Origin of the sequence: Enterobacter sp. BIDMC92 (assembly GCF_001030225.1) — a bacterium.
GTDB classification, from domain to species: Bacteria; Pseudomonadota; Gammaproteobacteria; order Enterobacterales; family Enterobacteriaceae; genus Enterobacter; species Enterobacter sichuanensis.
Genome location: NZ_KQ087598.1, coordinates 4,731,401 through 4,749,234 on the forward strand (window position 1 = coordinate 4,731,401; position 17,834 = coordinate 4,749,234).

A 17,834-nucleotide genomic window follows, 5' to 3' on the forward strand; every position below is an offset into this window, starting at 1 on the left:
AGAAATCTTCTGCGCCAGGGTGAAAGCGGCCCACTCCTGACATGAAAGCGCCATTACTTTGTCTGTTTTCTGGTAAAATCAGCGCCCAGCGCCAGATAGCCGGCCGCTCATTTAAAGCTAATTACTTGAAAAGACTAATCATGTCGAGATTGCTCGCTGCAATAACTTTACTGTTAAGCATCATTTTAACTATCCTGGTGACTATCGCCTGCTCTGTGCCGATCATTATCGCCGGGATCATTAAACTGCTGCTGCCTGTCCCTGTGGTGTGGCGAGCCGTATCCGCATTTTGTAACTTCATGATGTACTGCTGGTGCGAAGGTCTGGCGATCCTGCTGCGCCTGAACCCGCATCTGAAGTGGGACGTCGAAGGGCTGGAAAACCTTAATAAAAAGAACTGGTATCTGCTGATCTGTAATCATCACAGTTGGGCTGATATCGTGGTGTTGTGTGTGCTTTTCCGCAAACACATCCCCATGAACAAATACTTCCTGAAACAGCAGCTCGCGTGGGTGCCTTTTATCGGACTGGCCTGCTGGGCGCTCGATATGCCGTTTATGAAACGCTATTCGCGCAGCTATTTGATTCGTCATCCAGAACGTCGCGGTAAGGACGTGGAGACAACACGCCGTTCCTGTGAAAAATTTCGCGCGCATCCCACCACCATCGTGAACTTCGTTGAAGGCTCCCGGTTTACACAAGAGAAGCGCCAGCAAACGCGCTCCCCTTATCAGAACCTGCTGCCGCCAAAGGCTGCGGGGATAGCGATGGCGCTGAATGTGCTGGGCGCACAGTTCGATAAACTGCTGAACGTCACGCTCTGCTATCCGGAAAACGATAAGACGCCGTTCTTCGATATGCTCAGCGGTAAACTGACGCGCATTGTTGTCCGTGTTGAGCTGGTGCCGATAGACGCTGAACTGCACGGTGACTACGTAAATGATAAGAATTTCAAACGTCGTTTCCAGCAGTGGCTTAATACGCTCTGGAAAGAGAAAGACGAACAGATAGACAATATAAAATCTTCATACAAAAACGCCGGTCAGTGACCGGCGTTTTTACATCAGTGAGATTACTTCTTCTCAACCAGGTATTTCACGGTATCTGCATACTGCTGTACAAAGATATCCATGCTGCTGGTGTCCATGCCCTGCATGTTCAGCTGATATTTGCCGTTAACAAACATCGCCGGAACGCCCTGGAGCTGGAGGTCAGCCGCCGCTTTTTCCTGCTGGGCAACCAGTGATTTCACTACGAAGCTGTTCCATGCTGCATCATACTCTTCACCTTTTACGCCGGCTTCAACGAACACTTTGCGGATATCCGCAGTGGTCTGAACGGTCTGGGTTTTCTGTACGGCTTCAAACATTGGCGACGTGATCTTATCTTCCACGCCCAATGCCATAGCCACCGCCCATGCCTGAGTCAGGTCTTTGCCCAATGGACCCAGGAACTCAACGTGGTACTTGGTCATTTTGGTGCCTTCCGGCAGTTTTTTCTTCACGTTGTCAGATACATGCAGCACCTGCTCAAACTGATAGCAGTGTGGGCAATAGAACGAGAAGAACTCCAGAACCTGTGGCTCGCCAGCGACCGGTTTGTCCAGCGTGATGTACTGTTTGCCGTCGGTAAACTGCGCAGCAGAAGCGCTAAATGCCAGAATCATACCTGCCAGCGCCAGCCAAATTTTTTTCATGATTAACTCTCTCCTGGGTGTGTCCAATTAATACATCGGCGTTAATTGCAGAGGGGGCTCCTGAAGAACCTTGACCTGCTCAGTAAATGTAGATATCTGGCTACGCCAGTAATCCTCTCCGGTAAGCCACGGGAAATTTCGAGGAAATGCGGGATCGTCCCAACGCCTGATTAACCATGCGAGATAATAAACAAAACGCATAGCACGTAAAGGCTCAATCAGGGCAATTTCGTCTGAATTAAATGGGCTAAATTCTTCATAGGCTTCAATAATGGTTTCAAGCTGCATGCGTTGCTCGGCTTTGTCGCCATTGAGCAGCATCCACAGGTCCTGAACCGCTGGCCCCATACGCGCATCATCAAGATCGACAAAGAGCGGGCCATCGCGCCAGAGAATATTTCCGGCGTGACAATCGCCATGCAGGCGCAGGACGGAAATATCATCACGCCAGCAGTTTTTCACCGCAGCAATAAGCTTATCGGTAGCGTTGAGGAAATCATCCTTTAGCGCAGTGGGGATCATGGCAGATGTTTCGAATATGCCACGTGGTTCAAGAAGGTATTCCTGAATGCCAATAGTCGGGCGGACAATAAAGGCTTTTTTGCGCCCCGTCTGATGTATGCGCCCCAAATAGCGAGCCACCCACTCCATCTGATCGATATTATCCGCTTCAAACTGACGACCGCCCAGACTCGGGAATACCGCGTAATAAAACCCTTCGTGCGTCAGGAGCGTTTGGTTATTGAATTTTAGCGGTGCGGCAACGGGGACATCGTCATCCAGCAGATCGTGGGCAAACTGATGCTCTTCCTGAATCTGTTCTGCGGACCAGCGTTCAGGACGATAGAACTTTACGACGAAGCGCTGACGATCCTCGTCCTGGAATTGATAGACGCGGTTTTCGTAGCTGTTTAACGGTGTTAGCCCGGAATCCACCCGAATGCCCTGTTCAAACAGGGCATCCATAATGGTGTCAGGGTGTAATGTCTGGAAAGTAAAAGCCTGGTCGTTCATCCGATCATCCGGAAATTATACGAATGATTCAGGATATCATCTTGTGGCGATTTCGGTGCCGCCGCTTACAAGCTTTTACTCTTTAATTACGCCTCGGGCGCGCAACAGCGCAGTCTTAAAATCTTCCTCATAATCTTTCTGAATACCAGGAATAACAGCATCTTTGGCAGAGTCACGCATTTTAAGATGATAGATCAGGATGTCGTCAGAAAGGTCTGCCAGTTCGCCGTCAAAACCTGACTCTTTCGCCAGTTTCTGTAAAAATTGCATCAGATTCAGCTCTGGCTCTTTTTGCCAGGCGGGCTGGAGGAGTTCAATAACTTCATTCAGACGTTTACATTTCATGGTGGTGCTCCTTTCATTTAGAGTGACACGTTAGCAGGGTCAATCCCACAATAAAAGAGGCGATATTCGTGAATCTTAACCAGGAAATCATTGGGGTCGTTCTGGCTGGTGGCCGGGCGACACGAATGGGTGGGAGAGATAAGGGGTTACAATGTCTGAACGGCAAACCTCTATGGCAATGTGTCGCAGATACACTCGCAGACCAGGTGACAACAATGGTCATCAGTGCGAACAGGCATATCGACACTTACCAGCGCAGCGGGTATGCCGTTTACCCGGATAACCTGAAAGATTATCCGGGACCGCTGGCCGGTATGCTTTCCGTTATGCAACAATCTCAGGGCGAGTGGTTTATCTTCTGCCCCTGCGATACGCCCTTTATTCCGTCCTGTCTTGTCGAGCGGCTGTTCGGGCTTCGTGGTACAGCGCCCGTGGTTTGGGTACACGACGGGGAGCGTGACCATCCTGCTATTGCGTTGATGCACCGATCGCTCGCACCTGCCCTGCAGGAGTACCTCACGGCAGGCGAACGCAGAGTGATGGTCTTTATGCGCGAGTCTGGCGGCCATTCCGTTGATTTTAGCGATGTGAAAGCAGCGTTTGTGAACGTGAATACGTGTGAAGAGTTGCAGATGATGCAGGAGAAAAGATGAGACCTGTTCTGGCTATTTCTGCCTGGAGTGGCACCGGGAAAACCACGTTGTTAAAAAAGCTCATTCCTGCGCTGTGTACCAGAGGTATCCGTCCCGGACTGATTAAGCACACCCACCATAATATGGATATCGATAAACCGGGCAAAGATAGCTATGAGTTGCGTAAAGCGGGTGCCGCGCAAACGATGGTGGCAAGTTCTCAGCGCTGGGCATTAATGACAGAAACGCCGGATGAAGCGCCTCTGGATCTCGCGTACCTGGTGAGTCGAATGGATCATTCCACGCTGGATCTGGTGCTGGTTGAGGGGTTTAAGCATGAGGCCGTGCCAAAGATCCTGCTGTTCAGAAGCGATGCCGGGCATGATGTCAGCGAATTAACGCTTGATGAGCATGTGATTGCCGTCGCCAGTGATGTTGTGTTGCCGCTTGAGGTTCCGGTACTGAATTTAAATGATGTGGATGGGATTGCGGAATTTATTGTGGCGTGGAGTGCGGCCTGACTAGCCGGGTGGCGGCTTTACCTTACCCGGCCTACAAAATTCATTGGTTCAGAAACGCAAAGAGGCCATCCTTTCGGATGGCCTCTTCACTTGTTTGATGCCTGGCAGTTCCCTACTCTCACATGGGGAGACCCCACACTACCATCGGCGCTACGGCGTTTCACTTCTGAGTTCGGCATGGGGTCAGGTGGGACCACCGCGCTAAAGCCGCCAGGCAAATTCTGTTAATCTGTATCAAAGCTGAAACTTGTGTCGTCTCTTCGCCAAAACATCTTCGGCGTTGTAAGGTTAAGCCTCACGGTTCATTAGTATCGGTTAGCTCAACGCATCGCTGCGCTTACACACCCGACCTATCAACGTCGTCGTCTTCAACGTTCCTTCAGGAGCCTTAAAGGCTCAGGGAGAACTCATCTCGGGGCAAGTTTCGTGCTTAGATGCTTTCAGCACTTATCTCTTCCGCATTTAGCTACCGGGCAGTGCCATTGGCATGACAACCCGAACACCAGTGATGCGTCCACTCCGGTCCTCTCGTACTAGGAGCAGCCCCCCTCAATTCTCCAGCGCCCACGGCAGATAGGGACCGAACTGTCTCACGACGTTCTAAACCCAGCTCGCGTACCACTTTAAATGGCGAACAGCCATACCCTTGGGACCTACTTCAGCCCCAGGATGTGATGAGCCGACATCGAGGTGCCAAACACCGCCGTCGATATGAACTCTTGGGCGGTATCAGCCTGTTATCCCCGGAGTACCTTTTATCCGTTGAGCGATGGCCCTTCCATTCAGAACCACCGGATCACTATGACCTGCTTTCGCACCTGCTCGAGCCGTCACTCTCGCAGTCAAGCTAGCTTATGCCATTGCACTAACCTCCTGATGTCCGACCAGGATTAGCTAACCTTCGTGCTCCTCCGTTACTCTTTGGGAGGAGACCGCCCCAGTCAAACTACCCACCAGACACTGTCCGCAACCCGGGTAACGGGTCTACGTTAGAACACCAGCCATTAAAGGGTGGTATTTCAAGGACGGCTCCATGCAGACTGGCGTCCACACTTCAAAGCCTCCCACCTATCCTACACATCAAGGACCAGTGTTCAGTGTCAAGCTATAGTAAAGGTTCACGGGGTCTTTCCGTCTTGCCGCGGGTACACTGCATCTTCACAGCGAGTTCAATTTCACTGAGTCTCGGGTGGAGACAGCCTGGCCATCATTACGCCATTCGTGCAGGTCGGAACTTACCCGACAAGGAATTTCGCTACCTTAGGACCGTTATAGTTACGGCCGCCGTTTACCGGGGCTTCGATCAAGAGCTTCGCGTTACCGCTAACCCCATCAATTAACCTTCCGGCACCGGGCAGGCGTCACACCGTATACGTCCACTTTCGTGTTTGCACAGTGCTGTGTTTTTAATAAACAGTTGCAGCCAGCTGGTATCTTCGACTGATTTCAGCTCCACCCGCAGGGGCTTCACCTACATATCAGCGTGCCTTCTCCCGAAGTTACGGCACCATTTTGCCTAGTTCCTTCACCCGAGTTCTCTCAAGCGCCTTGGTATTCTCTACCTGACCACCTGTGTCGGTTTGGGGTACGATTTGATGTTACCTGATGCTTAGAGGCTTTTCCTGGAAGCAGGGCATTTGTTACTTCAGCACCGTAGTGCCTCGTCATCACACCTCAGCGTTAAAAGGTACCGGATTTACCTGGAACCTCCGCCTACATGCTTAAACCGGGACAACCGTCGCCCGGCTAACATAGCCTTCTCCGTCCCCCCTTCGCAGTAACACCAAGTACAGGAATATTAACCTGTTTCCCATCGACTACGCCTTTCGGCCTCGCCTTAGGGGTCGACTCACCCTGCCCCGATTAACGTTGGACAGGAACCCTTGGTCTTCCGGCGAGCGGGCTTTTCACCCGCTTTATCGTTACTTATGTCAGCATTCGCACTTCTGATACCTCCAGCAACCCTCACAGGTCACCTTCAACGGCTTACAGAACGCTCCCCTACCCAACAACACATAGTGTCGCTGCCGCAGCTTCGGTGCATGGTTTAGCCCCGTTACATCTTCCGCGCAGGCCGACTCGACCAGTGAGCTATTACGCTTTCTTTAAATGATGGCTGCTTCTAAGCCAACATCCTGGCTGTCTGTGCCTTCCCACATCGTTTCCCACTTAACCATGACTTTGGGACCTTAGCTGGCGGTCTGGGTTGTTTCCCTCTTCACGACGGACGTTAGCACCCGCCGTGTGTCTCCCGTGATAACATTCTTCGGTATTCGTAGTTTGCATCGGGTTGGTAAGCCGGGATGGCCCCCTAGCCGAAACAGTGCTCTACCCCCGAAGATGAATTCACGAGGCGCTACCTAAATAGCTTTCGGGGAGAACCAGCTATCTCCCGGTTTGATTGGCCTTTCACCCCCAGCCACAAGTCATCCGCTAATTTTTCAACATTAGTCGGTTCGGTCCTCCAGTTAGTGTTACCCAACCTTCAACCTGCCCATGGCTAGATCACCGGGTTTCGGGTCTATACCCTGCAACTTAACGCCCAGTTAAGACTCGGTTTCCCTTCGGCTCCCCTATACGGTTAACCTTGCTACAGAATATAAGTCGCTGACCCATTATACAAAAGGTACGCAGTCACACCCGAAGGTGCTCCCACTGCTTGTACGTACACGGTTTCAGGTTCTTTTTCACTCCCCTCGCCGGGGTTCTTTTCGCCTTTCCCTCACGGTACTGGTTCACTATCGGTCAGTCAGGAGTATTTAGCCTTGGAGGATGGTCCCCCCATATTCAGACAGGATACCACGTGTCCCGCCCTACTCTTCGAGTTCACAACCTGTGTGTTTTCGTGTACGGGACTATCACCCTGTACCGTCGGACTTTCCAGACCGTTCCACTAACACACAAGCTGATTCAGACTCTGGGCTGCTCCCCGTTCGCTCGCCGCTACTGGGGGAATCTCGGTTGATTTCTTTTCCTCGGGGTACTTAGATGTTTCAGTTCCCCCGGTTCGCCTCGTTAACCTATGTATTCAGTTAACGATAGTGTGTCGGAACACACTGGGTTTCCCCATTCGGACATCGCCGGGTCAAAGGTTCATATCACCTCGCCGGCGCTTTTCGCAGATTAGCACGTCCTTCATCGCCTCTGACTGCCAGGGCATCCACCGTGTACGCTTAGTCGCTTAACCTCACAACCCGAAGATGTTTCACTTCATGATTGCGAAAATTTGAGAGACTCGAACACACATAACATGTGTGTCGTTTCAATTTTCAGCTTGATCCGGATTTTTAAAGAGCAAATATCTCAAACGTGACTCGCAAGTCAGTTTTGAGATATGACGGCAGGTGACTTTCACTCACGAACCAGCAAGTGGCGTCCCCTAGGGGATTCGAACCCCTGTTACCGCCGTGAAAGGGCGGTGTCCTGGGCCTCTAGACGAAGGGGACGTGTCAGTCTCAATCGCAAGACGCCTTGCTATTTACTTTTCATCAGACAATCTGTGTGAGCACTGCAAAGGCAGGTTCTTTAAGGTAAGGAGGTGATCCAACCGCAGGTTCCCCTACGGTTACCTTGTTACGACTTCACCCCAGTCATGAATCACAAAGTGGTAAGCGCCCTCCCGAAGGTTAAGCTACCTACTTCTTTTGCAACCCACTCCCATGGTGTGACGGGCGGTGTGTACAAGGCCCGGGAACGTATTCACCGTAGCATTCTGATCTACGATTACTAGCGATTCCGACTTCATGGAGTCGAGTTGCAGACTCCAATCCGGACTACGACGCACTTTATGAGGTCCGCTTGCTCTCGCGAGGTCGCTTCTCTTTGTATGCGCCATTGTAGCACGTGTGTAGCCCTACTCGTAAGGGCCATGATGACTTGACGTCATCCCCACCTTCCTCCAGTTTATCACTGGCAGTCTCCTTTGAGTTCCCGGCCTAACCGCTGGCAACAAAGGATAAGGGTTGCGCTCGTTGCGGGACTTAACCCAACATTTCACAACACGAGCTGACGACAGCCATGCAGCACCTGTCTCAGAGTTCCCGAAGGCACCAAAGCATCTCTGCTAAGTTCTCTGGATGTCAAGAGTAGGTAAGGTTCTTCGCGTTGCATCGAATTAAACCACATGCTCCACCGCTTGTGCGGGCCCCCGTCAATTCATTTGAGTTTTAACCTTGCGGCCGTACTCCCCAGGCGGTCGACTTAACGCGTTAGCTCCGGAAGCCACGCCTCAAGGGCACAACCTCCAAGTCGACATCGTTTACGGCGTGGACTACCAGGGTATCTAATCCTGTTTGCTCCCCACGCTTTCGCACCTGAGCGTCAGTCTTTGTCCAGGGGGCCGCCTTCGCCACCGGTATTCCTCCAGATCTCTACGCATTTCACCGCTACACCTGGAATTCTACCCCCCTCTACAAGACTCTAGCCTGCCAGTTTCGAATGCAGTTCCCAGGTTGAGCCCGGGGATTTCACATCCGACTTGACAGACCGCCTGCGTGCGCTTTACGCCCAGTAATTCCGATTAACGCTTGCACCCTCCGTATTACCGCGGCTGCTGGCACGGAGTTAGCCGGTGCTTCTTCTGCGGGTAACGTCAATCGCTGTGGTTATTAACCACAACGCCTTCCTCCCCGCTGAAAGTACTTTACAACCCGAAGGCCTTCTTCATACACGCGGCATGGCTGCATCAGGCTTGCGCCCATTGTGCAATATTCCCCACTGCTGCCTCCCGTAGGAGTCTGGACCGTGTCTCAGTTCCAGTGTGGCTGGTCATCCTCTCAGACCAGCTAGGGATCGTCGCCTAGGTGAGCCGTTACCCCACCTACTAGCTAATCCCATCTGGGCACATCTGATGGCAAGAGGCCCGAAGGTCCCCCTCTTTGGTCTTGCGACGTTATGCGGTATTAGCTACCGTTTCCAGTAGTTATCCCCCTCCATCAGGCAGTTTCCCAGACATTACTCACCCGTCCGCCACTCGTCACCCGAGAGCAAGCTCTCTGTGCTACCGTTCGACTTGCATGTGTTAGGCCTGCCGCCAGCGTTCAATCTGAGCCATGATCAAACTCTTCAATTTAAAAGTTTGATGCTCAATGAATTAAACTTCGTAATGAATTACGTGTTCACTCGTTGAGACTTGGTATTCATTTATTGTCCTAAGACATTAAGAATCCATGTCACTTTGAGTGCCCACACAGATTGTCTGATAAATTGTTAAAGAGCAGTGCCGCTTCGTTTTCGCTGCGGCGCGGGGTGTGCATATTACGCTTTCCCGCTTCAGAGTCAAGTGATTATTTTCGCTTTTCTCTGCTGACCCGGCGGCGTGTGTGCCGTTGTTCCGTGTCAGTGGAGGCGCATTATAGGGAGTTATTCTGACGTGACAAGAGGAAATTTAAAAAAAGTTTCCATCCGTGTTTTTTTTCACCAACAGAGGTGAAATCAAGCTACAAATTGTTCTATTTGATGTATCTGCAACCACAATCACATTCGAGATGGCATAATTATCAGCATGAATCTTTAAGGAATAAAAGCGATGCCATTAAGCGCGCAACAGCTGGCCGCCCAAAAAAACCTCTCCTATGTGCTGGCCGAAAAGCTGGCTCAGCGGATTTTAGCGGGTAAATATGCCCCGGGAAGCATCCTGCCGGGTGAAATGGAGCTGGGTGAGCAGTTTGGGGTGAGCCGTACCGCCGTGCGCGAAGCGGTAAAAACCCTGACGGCAAAAGGTATGGTACTTCCACGCCCTCGTATTGGCACACGCGTGATGCCACAAAGTAACTGGAATTTTCTCGATCAGGAGCTGCTCTCCTGGTGGATGACGGAAGACAACTTTCATCAGGTGATCGATCACTTTCTGGTAATGCGCAGTAGCCTTGAACCTCAGGCATGTCTGCTTGCCGCCACGCTTGGAACGGCTGAGCAGAAAGCGCAGCTTAACGCGTTGATGGAAGAGATGGTGTTCCTGAAAAAACACTTCAACCGCGAACGCTGGGTTGAGGTCGACATGGCATGGCATGAACATATCTATATGATGAGCGCCAATCCGTTCCTCACCTCTTTTGCTTCTTTATTCCATTCGGTGTACCACACTTACTTTACCTCTATTACCCAGGACGAAGTGGTAAAACTGGATCTGCATCAGGCGATAGTGGATGCCATTCAGGAAAGCGACGGGCAGCAAGCCCTGAGTGCGTGTCAGGCATTACTGGCCGCACCAACCCACCAGCAGGTAAATAAATGACGAAGAAAAAAGCGCGCAGCATGGCCGGATTGCCGTGGATTGCAGCCATGGCGTTTTTTATGCAGGCACTGGATGCCACCATCCTCAACACCGCGCTTCCCGCTATTGCGCAAAGCCTCAACCGTTCCCCACTGGCAATGCAGTCCGCCATCATCAGCTACACCCTGACGGTTGCGATGTTGATCCCGGTAAGCGGCTGGCTGGCCGACCGCTTCGGCACCCGCAGAGTTTTCATGCTGGCCGTGACGCTGTTTACGCTCGGCTCTCTGGCCTGTGCACTCTCCACATCCTTAACAGAGCTGGTGATCTTCCGCGTATTGCAGGGTATTGGCGGCGCGATGATGATGCCAGTGGCACGCCTTGCCTTGCTGCGAGCCTACCCTCGAAGTGAACTGCTGCCCGTGCTCAATTTTGTCACCATGCCGGGCCTGGTCGGTCCCATACTTGGCCCGGTGCTCGGCGGCGTGTTTGTCACATGGGCCAGCTGGCACTGGATCTTCCTGATTAATATTCCGATTGGCGTTGCAGGGCTGCTGTATGCCCGCAAATATATGCCGAACTTCACCACGCCAAGACGCAGTTTCGATATGGGTGGTTTTTTCCTGTTTGGCCTGAGCCTGGTGCTCTTCTCCAGCGGGATGGAGCTGTTTGGTGAGAAGATTGTGGCAACGTGGATTGCACTCTCCGTTATTCTCGCCGGCGTTCTGCTGTTTCTTCTCTATATACGTCATGCGCGCCGCCACCCGACACCGTTAATCTCCCTGGGGCTCTTTAACACCCGAACATTTTCCGTCGGGATCGCGGGCAACATTGCCTCGCGCCTGGGGACGGGTTGCGTACCGTTCCTGATGCCACTGATGCTCCAGGTCGGTTTCGGCTATCCGGCTCTGATTGCTGGCTGCATGATGGCGCCCACGGCAATGGGCTCGATTCTGGCAAAATCAACCGTTACGCAAGTGCTGCGCTGGTTTGGCTATCGTAAGACGCTGGTTGGTGTGACGGTCTTTATCGGCCTGATGATTGCGCAGTTCTCGCTGCAATCCGCCTCTCTTCCCGTCTGGATGTTGATCCTGCCGCTGTTTGTACTGGGCATGGCCATGTCAACGCAGTTCACGTCGATGAACACCATCACCCTTGCCGATCTGACTGACGAGAACGCCAGTAGCGGCAACAGCGTGCTGGCCGTAACGCAACAGCTGTCGATAAGCTTAGGGGTTGCCGTGAGTGCAGCGGTACTGCGGTTTTATGAAGGTTTTGACAGCGCGAACACCGTTGAGCAGTTCCACTATACCTTTATTACCATGGGTGCGCTCACCGTGGTTTCGGCGCTGGTCTTTATGCTGTTAAAACCGAAAGACGGACGCAACCTGATCAAAGAACGCCACAAAACAAAGGCTAAACCGAACCCCGTTCCATCAGAACAGGAGTAAGCTGCAGACGTTGCTGCTGCAGTGTGGGCTGTGCCATCCGGTGGATCAACACATCGATGGCCAGTTCACCCAGTTCATCCTTCGGCTGATGGATTGTGGTCAGCGGGGGAGTCATGTAGCTGGCCAGTTCGATATCATCGTAGCCAATTATCGCCATATCGTCCGGAACACGCAGTCCCGCCTGGTACAACGCCTTATAGGCCCCAAATGCCATGGCATCGTTACCAATAAAGACCGCTTGTGGGCGCTGCGCTTGCGCCAGCAATGTCTGCATCGCCTCGAAGCCGCCATGAAATTCAAAATCACCGGTAATACGGTAGCCTTCTGGAACAGAAAGCCCCGCCCGCGCCATTGCGGCAAGATACCCCTCCAGACGCAAACGCGCGGGGGTTTTGTCCAGTGGACCAGTAATGCAGGCAATGCGGGTATGGCCTTTATCGATCAGATACTGGGTGGCCATGTCGCCCCCCAGCAGAGAGTTATCCTGAATAAGATCGCTGGTGCCGTCGAACGGCGCCCAGTCCATCATCACCGTAGGGATAGAAGGGTAGCGCTGAATGATCTCTTTCGAGGGCTGATGCGTTTCGGTACAGAGCAGCAGTAACCCGTCGACGCGTTTTTGCATTAGCGTTTCCAGATTACGGTTCATGCGCTGCTCGTCCCCTTCGGTATTACACAGCACCAGACTGTAGCCACGCTCGAAGCAGCTGCGCTCTACGCCGCGAACCAGTTCAGAATAAAAGGGGTTGGTACTGGCGGTGATCAGCATACCGATGGTACGCGTCTGGTTCAGCTTGAGGCTGCGCGCCAGCGCCGACGGCGCATAGTTTAGCTCTTTAATGGCAGCGTCGACTTTCTCCCGAATCGCCTCGCTGACGAAGCGATCGTTATTAATCACGTGAGAGACTGTCGACGTAGAAACGCCCGCCAGGCGGGCGACATCTTTCATTGTGGCCAAGCGTTACCCCTGCTGACTTAAGAATTCATCGATCTCTTTACGCCACGGAACGGAAGGCTGGGCACCTTTGCGCGTAACGGCGATAGCCGCGGCAGCATGTGCGAAGCGGATCGCATCATCCAGGTTTTTGCCTTCCAGCAGCGCGGTCACCAGTGCACCATTGAAGGTGTCTCCCGCCGCGATGGTATCAATCGCTTTCACCTTAAAACCCGGCACGCGACGGCCTTCGCCGTTTACGCTTGCCCACACCCCACGGCTGCCGAGGGTGATAATCACGGTACCAATGCCTTTGTCGTGCAGCGCCTGCGCGGCACGCGCTGCATCGCCATCATTTTCAACACGAATGCCCGTCAGTTTTTCGGCTTCAGTTTCGTTGGGTGTGATGATGTCCACCAGCGCCAGCAATTCGTCTGATAATACACGGGCAGGCGCAGGATTAAGTACGACAGTGGTATGATTTTCATGCGCTATTTTAGCGGCCGCCAGGACGCTTTCGACCGGCGATTCCAGCTGCATCAGTAACGCTTCAGCATTTGCGACACGCTCACGTTGCGCCTCAACACGCTCAGTGGTTAATGCAGCGTTAGCACCAGCATGAATACCGATGACATTCTCACCTTCTGCGTTGACGAAAATCAGCGCCACACCGGTAGATTCCCCAGCAACTACGCTCACTGGCGCGATATCGATGTTATCGCCTGCCAGCTGCTTGCGTACACGCTCGCCGGTATCGTCATCACCCGTGCAGGCGATAAACGCGATATTCGCCCCACTGCGCCCCGCAGCAACGGCCTGGTTTGCACCTTTACCGCCAAATGCCACCTGATACTGGTTACCGGTGACGGTTTCGCCCGGCGTCGGGAATGATTCAAGGTTAAGAATGTGATCGGCATTGATACTGCCAAGGACGACGAGGTTGCCTGCGGTTTTCATGGTTGGGTTGTCCATCTGAGAGCGCCACCGGTGTTACCCGGTGGCGTATGCCACACTTTTCTTTATTGGTGTCCCTCAGGCAGCCAGCGACTGCCTGAATCGCCTTTTACTGCTTAATAACCAGTTTCAGGTCAACAGGGTATTTGGCCTGAACTTTTTCGCCCTTCAGCACTTTGTCAGCAGTCTGCACGCCAGTCGCGCCAATCTGCTCAGGCAGCTGAGCGATGGTTGCAGCCAGTTTGCCATCATTTACCGCTTTTTCACCATCCGGCGTGCCGTCAAATCCGACAACCATCACATCAGATTTACCGGCAGTCTGCAGGGCACGCAGCGCGCCCAGCGCCATTTCGTCGTTCTGTGCGAACACAGCCTGCACGTCAGGGTGGGCGGTCAGCAGGTTCTGCATGACGTTCAGACCTTTAGTACGGTCGAAGTCAGCTGGCTGGCTGGCCAGTACGTTGAATTTATGCGCTGTCACCGCCTGCTGGAAGCCTTCGCCGCGCTCGCGGGCGGCAGACGTACCGGCAATCCCCTGCAGTTCGATCACTTTCGCGCCTTCACCGGCTTTCTTCGCGATGTAGTCACCGGCGATTTTACCGCCCAGCACGTTGTCAGACGCGATATGGCTCACCACGTCACCTTTGGTTGCCTGACGGTCCAGGGTGATCACCGGGATTTTCGCCTGGTTTGCCATCTTAACGGCGTTACCGACGGCGTCAGAATCGGTTGGGTTGATCAGCAGGATTTTGGTGCCGCGAACGGTTAAGTCCTGAACGTTAGCCAGCTCTTTCGCCGGGTTGTTCTGGGAATCCAGCACCACCAGGTTGTAACCCAGTTTGTCTGCCTCTTTCTGCGCACCATCCTTGAGGGAGACAAAGAACGGGTTGTTCAGCGTGGAGATAACCAGCGCGATGGTGTCTTTCGCCATGGCGTTAGCACTTACGGTTGCGCTCAGCGCGACAGCAGAAACCAGGGTAGCCAGTTTTTTCATGTTCATATCTAAGATGTCCTGTAGTGTCGTCAGTTACTGTTTTTTGTTGTCTACCAGTACCGCCAGCAAAATCACCACTGCCTTAACGATCATCTGGTAATAGGAGGAAACACCTAACAAATTCAAACCATTATTCAGGAAACCAAGAATCAGTGCGCCGATCAATGTCCCAACAATGCGACCTTTACCGCCCGCAAGACTCGTACCGCCCAGCACCACTGCCGCAATGGCATCCAGCTCATAACCCGTCCCCGCCGTTGGCTGCGCGGAGGAGAGGCGCGCCACTTCGATGATACCCGCCAGAGAAGCCAGCAGACCACACAGGGAGTAAACGATAACTTTGACTTTATTCACGCTAATCCCGGACAGACGCGTTGCCGCCTCGTTACCGCCCAGGGCATAGATATAACGACCCAGACGAGTGTGATGCAGCATGTACCACGCCGCCAGGAAGACGATAGCCATGATCCAGACCGGAGTAGGGATACCCAGCGGACGACCAATACCGAACCAGCCAAACAGATCGGCATTATCAGTAAAACCGGTATTCACCGGACTGCCGTTGGTATAAACCATGGTCACACCGCGCAGCAGCAGCATCATCACCAGCGTCGCGATGAACGCCTGGACGCGGCCTTTCGCCACAATCACGCCGGTCACGGCACCAATTGCCGCCCCTGCCGCCAGCGCTGCCGCCACGGCCACCAGCGCATTGACTTCAATTCCGACAAGGGAAGCGGCGATCGCACCGGTGAGCGCCAGCAAGGAACCGACGGACAGATCGATCCCTGAGGTCAAAATCACCAGCGTCATCCCGACCGCCATAATGGCGTTCACGGAGGTCTGCTGCAGAATGTTGAACAGATTATTAACGGTGAAAAAGTTCGGGCTCATGGTCGACACAATCGCGATCAGCACCAGCAGGGCAATCAGCGATTTTTGTTCCATCAGCCATGCCTTTGTGAAATAACGGCGACCAGAGACAGCCTGGGTAGTCATCTTCTTACTCCTGATTCACGCGATTAAGCTTGCCCACAGCGGCAGCCATCAGAACTTCCTGGGTGGCCTGCTCGCGAGTGAATTCACCGCCGAGATGCCCTTCATGCATGACGATAATGCGATCGCTCATGCCTAATACTTCTGGCATCTCGGAAGAGACCAGAATGATGCTCAGCCCGTCGGCCTTGAACTGGTTAATCAGCTGATAGATCTCTTTCTTCGCCCCCACGTCTACGCCGCGGGTCGGCTCGTCGAGGATCAACACTTTCGGGCGCGTCATCAGCCCGCGCGCAATCGCCACTTTCTGCTGGTTCCCGCCGGACAACAGGCCGATGGCCTGCTCCATCGACGGGGTTTTGACGTTAAAGAGACGGATAAAATCGCTGACCGCCTGCTGTTCGTCTTTGTGTTTCAGCGTACCGCCGCTATGGCTGAAATAGCGCAGCGCGGTAAGCGACATGTTCTCTTTCACCGACATGCCGAGCACTAAGCCGTCGCGCTTGCGGTCTTCGGAGATATAGACGATGCCGTTCGCGAGGCCATCCTGCGGCGAACGGGTCACCACTTCACGACCGTCGAGAGTGACATACCCGCTGGTGCGCGACAGCGCGCCGTAAAGCACTTTCATCAGCTCGGTACGGCCGGCGCCCATCAGGCCCGCCACGCCCAGGATTTCGCCCTGGCGCAGGGTAAAGGTCACGTCGTTCACCCCCGGACCGCAGAGATTGTCCACCTTCAGGCGGATCTCGCCCGGCGCTTTATCCAGGTGCGGGTATTGATCTTCAAGTTTGCGTCCCACCATCATTTCGATGAGCGTATCTTCGGTCAGCGTGGCCACTTCGCGCTCGGCAATAAACTGCCCGTCGCGAAAAACGGTAACGTCATCGCAGATCTCGAAGATCTCTTTCATGCGGTGAGAAATATAGACAATCCCGCGGCCCTGCGATTTCAGCTCGCGGATGACGCGGAACAGGGATTCAGTTTCGGTATCGGTCAGGGCGTCGGTCGGCTCATCCATAATGATGACCTTCGACTCAAAGCTCAGCACCTTCGCGATTTCCACCATCTGCTGATCGCCGATAGAGAGATCGCCGACCAGACGGTCGCTCTTAAAGCGCAGGTTCAGCTTCGCCAGCAGTTTGTCCGCTTCGGCATACATGGTTTTCCAGTCGATTTTGCCAAACCTGTTCACAAATTCACGGCCAAGGAAGATGTTCTCCGCAATGGTAAGTTGCGGGATCAGGTTCAGCTCCTGGTGAATGATACCGATACCGGCTTCCTGGGAGGATTTCGGGCCGTTGAATGTGGTCTCTTTACCCAGCCAGATGAGTGAACCGGCATCGCGTTGATAGATACCGGTCAGCACTTTCATCATGGTGGATTTGCCGGCGCCGTTCTCACCTACCAGCGCCATCACGCGCCCGGGGTAGACATTCAGCGCCGCACCGGAGAGGGCTTTTACGCCCGGGAACGATTTATCGATCCCTTTGAGTTGCAGTAATGCGTCCATGATGGCCTCAGAAGGTGACACCAGCACAGAGAATAATATTCGCATACGGGGAACACTCCCCGCTGCGAATCACCGCCTGACTGTCTGCGGTTTGTTGTTTAAATTGTTCGTGCGTTGTGTAACGAATTTCTATGGTGTTTCCCTGGTGTTGTTGCAGCTGCTCAAGGTGGCTGAGCAACGTTTCGTGGAGTTGCGGATTATGTTGTTTGATTTCCGCGGCGAGAATGGCTGCCTCAACCTGCATCTCCGCGGTCACAACATCCAGTACCTGCATAAACGAGGGCACGCCCTGGGTTAATGCCATATCAATACGGGTTGTGCTGCGCGGAACCGGTAAGCCTGCATCGCAAACCACCAGCGTATCGGTATGCCCAAGACGGGAAATAACCGACGAGATTTCTGAGTTGAGAACCGTGCCTTTCTTCATTTTCTTGCTCCACTAGCGAAACGTTTCGCTGATATCAGTTTAGTCTTAAGAGTGTTCAGAAAACCACCGTGACGTAACAGATTTGTGATCAACGTCGAAACGTTTCGCTAAGTGAAATGGAGGGGAGGTAAATGCAAAACGGT

Annotated in this window: 14 protein-coding genes, 1 tRNA gene and 3 rRNA genes; 5 read left to right on the forward strand and 13 right to left on the reverse strand. The window is 53.2% G+C overall.

All coding sequences use genetic code 11. The features are described from left to right. Positions 1-140 precede the first annotated feature (140 nt). Positions 141-1,049 (forward strand): acyltransferase, encoded by a 909-nt coding sequence (locus SP99_RS22195; RefSeq protein WP_025759568.1) that lies wholly within the window; start codon positions 141-143, stop codon positions 1,047-1,049. Between the two features lie 23 nt (positions 1,050-1,072). Here SP99_RS22195 and dsbA read toward each other — a convergent pair whose 3' ends face one another. From dsbA to SP99_RS22210, 3 genes are all read right to left on the reverse strand, one after another. Beyond that, positions 1,073-1,696: a thiol:disulfide interchange protein DsbA gene (gene dsbA / locus SP99_RS22200; protein WP_047959733.1), complete on the reverse strand. Its 624-nt coding sequence runs from the start codon at positions 1,694-1,696 to the stop codon at positions 1,073-1,075. A gap of 27 nt (positions 1,697-1,723) precedes the next feature. Further along, on the reverse strand, positions 1,724-2,710 hold the full coding sequence (locus tag SP99_RS22205) for a serine/threonine protein kinase (RefSeq protein WP_047959734.1): 987 nt from the start codon (positions 2,708-2,710) through the stop codon (positions 1,724-1,726). Between the two features lie 75 nt (positions 2,711-2,785). Then, a complete protein-coding gene (locus SP99_RS22210; RefSeq protein ID WP_003861904.1) occupies positions 2,786-3,055 on the reverse strand; it encodes a YihD family protein in 270 nt (89 codons plus the stop codon). A gap of 68 nt (positions 3,056-3,123) precedes the next feature. On the opposite strand from SP99_RS22210, the gene mobA reads away from it, so the two are divergent. Together mobA and mobB are read left to right on the forward strand one after the other, a co-directional pair. Next, entirely contained in the window at positions 3,124-3,708 is a 585-nt protein-coding gene (gene mobA, locus SP99_RS22215; protein WP_047959735.1) for a molybdenum cofactor guanylyltransferase MobA, read from the forward strand. Beyond that, positions 3,705-4,208, forward strand: coding sequence for a molybdopterin-guanine dinucleotide biosynthesis protein MobB (gene mobB / locus SP99_RS22220; protein ID WP_047959736.1), 504 nt, complete (start codon positions 3,705-3,707; stop codon positions 4,206-4,208). The genes mobA and mobB overlap by 4 nt, the downstream gene beginning before the upstream one ends. A 99-nt stretch (positions 4,209-4,307) precedes the next feature. On the opposite strand, the gene rrf is transcribed toward mobB, so the two are convergent. The 4 genes from rrf to SP99_RS22240 all read right to left on the reverse strand — a co-directional run bounded on the left by rrf (position 4,308) and on the right by SP99_RS22240 (position 9,279). Then, positions 4,308-4,423: ribosomal RNA gene (gene rrf, locus SP99_RS22225) — 5S ribosomal RNA — on the reverse strand. Positions 4,424-4,492: 69 nt separating this feature from the next. After that, positions 4,493-7,395 (reverse strand): 23S ribosomal RNA (locus SP99_RS22230). A 183-nt stretch (positions 7,396-7,578) separates the two neighbouring features. Continuing rightward, positions 7,579-7,654: transfer RNA gene (locus SP99_RS22235), tRNA-Glu, on the reverse strand. A gap of 85 nt (positions 7,655-7,739) precedes the next feature. Next, positions 7,740-9,279: ribosomal RNA gene (locus SP99_RS22240) — 16S ribosomal RNA — on the reverse strand. Together the 16S, 23S and 5S rRNA genes with 1 tRNA gene alongside form the textbook arrangement of a ribosomal RNA operon. Before the next feature lie 456 nt (positions 9,280-9,735). Here SP99_RS22240 and SP99_RS22245 point away from each other — a divergent pair. Both SP99_RS22245 and mdtD read left to right on the forward strand, forming a co-directional pair. Beyond that, on the forward strand, positions 9,736-10,443 hold the full coding sequence (locus SP99_RS22245; RefSeq protein ID WP_025756946.1) for a FadR/GntR family transcriptional regulator: 708 nt from the start codon (positions 9,736-9,738) through the stop codon (positions 10,441-10,443). Then, positions 10,440-11,873 carry a multidrug transporter subunit MdtD gene (mdtD, locus tag SP99_RS22250; RefSeq protein WP_047959737.1) on the forward strand — a complete coding sequence of 478 codons (1,434 nt, stop codon included), beginning with the start codon at positions 10,440-10,442 and terminating at the stop codon, positions 11,871-11,873. The genes SP99_RS22245 and mdtD overlap by 4 nt, the downstream gene beginning before the upstream one ends. Here the strand turns inward: mdtD and rbsR are convergent. The 6 genes from rbsR to rbsD all read right to left on the reverse strand — a co-directional run bounded on the left by rbsR (position 11,839) and on the right by rbsD (position 17,691). Then, positions 11,839-12,831, reverse strand: a complete 993-nt coding sequence (rbsR, locus tag SP99_RS22255) for a ribose operon transcriptional repressor RbsR (protein ID WP_025756948.1) — start codon at positions 12,829-12,831, stop codon at positions 11,839-11,841. The two genes, mdtD and rbsR, sit on opposite strands and share 35 nt — an antisense overlap. Before the next feature lie 3 nt (positions 12,832-12,834). Continuing rightward, on the reverse strand, positions 12,835-13,764 hold the full coding sequence (rbsK, locus tag SP99_RS22260) for a ribokinase (RefSeq protein ID WP_047959870.1): 930 nt from the start codon (positions 13,762-13,764) through the stop codon (positions 12,835-12,837). A 106-nt stretch (positions 13,765-13,870) separates the two neighbouring features. Then, positions 13,871-14,761 (reverse strand): ribose ABC transporter substrate-binding protein RbsB, encoded by an 891-nt coding sequence (gene rbsB / locus SP99_RS22265; protein WP_047959738.1) that lies wholly within the window; start codon positions 14,759-14,761, stop codon positions 13,871-13,873. Positions 14,762-14,788: 27 nt separating this feature from the next. Next, positions 14,789-15,754, reverse strand: a complete 966-nt coding sequence (gene rbsC / locus SP99_RS22270) for a ribose ABC transporter permease (RefSeq protein ID WP_025756950.1) — start codon at positions 15,752-15,754, stop codon at positions 14,789-14,791. A 4-nt stretch (positions 15,755-15,758) separates the two neighbouring features. Further along, positions 15,759-17,264 carry a ribose ABC transporter ATP-binding protein RbsA gene (gene rbsA, locus SP99_RS22275; RefSeq protein WP_047959739.1) on the reverse strand — a complete coding sequence of 502 codons (1,506 nt, stop codon included), beginning with the start codon at positions 17,262-17,264 and terminating at the stop codon, positions 15,759-15,761. A gap of 7 nt (positions 17,265-17,271) precedes the next feature. Then, positions 17,272-17,691, reverse strand: a complete 420-nt coding sequence (gene rbsD, locus SP99_RS22280; RefSeq protein ID WP_008503495.1) for a D-ribose pyranase — start codon at positions 17,689-17,691, stop codon at positions 17,272-17,274. Positions 17,692-17,834: the final 143 nt, after the last annotated feature.

Excerpts from the sequence above, each read along its gene's own strand:
- rbsA (WP_047959739.1), bottom strand. The coding sequence starts at position 17,264 with ATGGACGCATTACTGCAACTCAAAGGGATCGATAAATCGTTCCCGGGC.
- rbsD (WP_008503495.1), bottom strand. The coding sequence starts at position 17,691 with ATGAAGAAAGGCACGGTTCTCAACTCAGAAATCTCGTCGGTTATTTCC.
- rbsC (WP_025756950.1), bottom strand. The coding sequence starts at position 15,754 with ATGACTACCCAGGCTGTCTCTGGTCGCCGTTATTTCACAAAGGCATGG.
- SP99_RS22205 (WP_047959734.1), bottom strand. The coding sequence starts at position 2,710 with ATGAACGACCAGGCTTTTACTTTCCAGACATTACACCCTGACACCATT.
- SP99_RS22210 (WP_003861904.1), bottom strand. The coding sequence starts at position 3,055 with ATGAAATGTAAACGTCTGAATGAAGTTATTGAACTCCTCCAGCCCGCC.
- mdtD (WP_047959737.1), top strand. The coding sequence starts at position 10,440 with ATGACGAAGAAAAAAGCGCGCAGCATGGCCGGATTGCCGTGGATTGCA.
- rbsK (WP_047959870.1), bottom strand. The coding sequence starts at position 13,764 with ATGAAAACCGCAGGCAACCTCGTCGTCCTTGGCAGTATCAATGCCGAT.
- dsbA (WP_047959733.1), bottom strand. The coding sequence starts at position 1,696 with ATGAAAAAAATTTGGCTGGCGCTGGCAGGTATGATTCTGGCATTTAGC.
- mobB (WP_047959736.1), top strand. The coding sequence starts at position 3,705 with ATGAGACCTGTTCTGGCTATTTCTGCCTGGAGTGGCACCGGGAAAACC.
- SP99_RS22195 (WP_025759568.1), top strand. The coding sequence starts at position 141 with ATGTCGAGATTGCTCGCTGCAATAACTTTACTGTTAAGCATCATTTTA.
- rbsB (WP_047959738.1), bottom strand. The coding sequence starts at position 14,761 with ATGAACATGAAAAAACTGGCTACCCTGGTTTCTGCTGTCGCGCTGAGC.
- SP99_RS22245 (WP_025756946.1), top strand. The coding sequence starts at position 9,736 with ATGCCATTAAGCGCGCAACAGCTGGCCGCCCAAAAAAACCTCTCCTAT.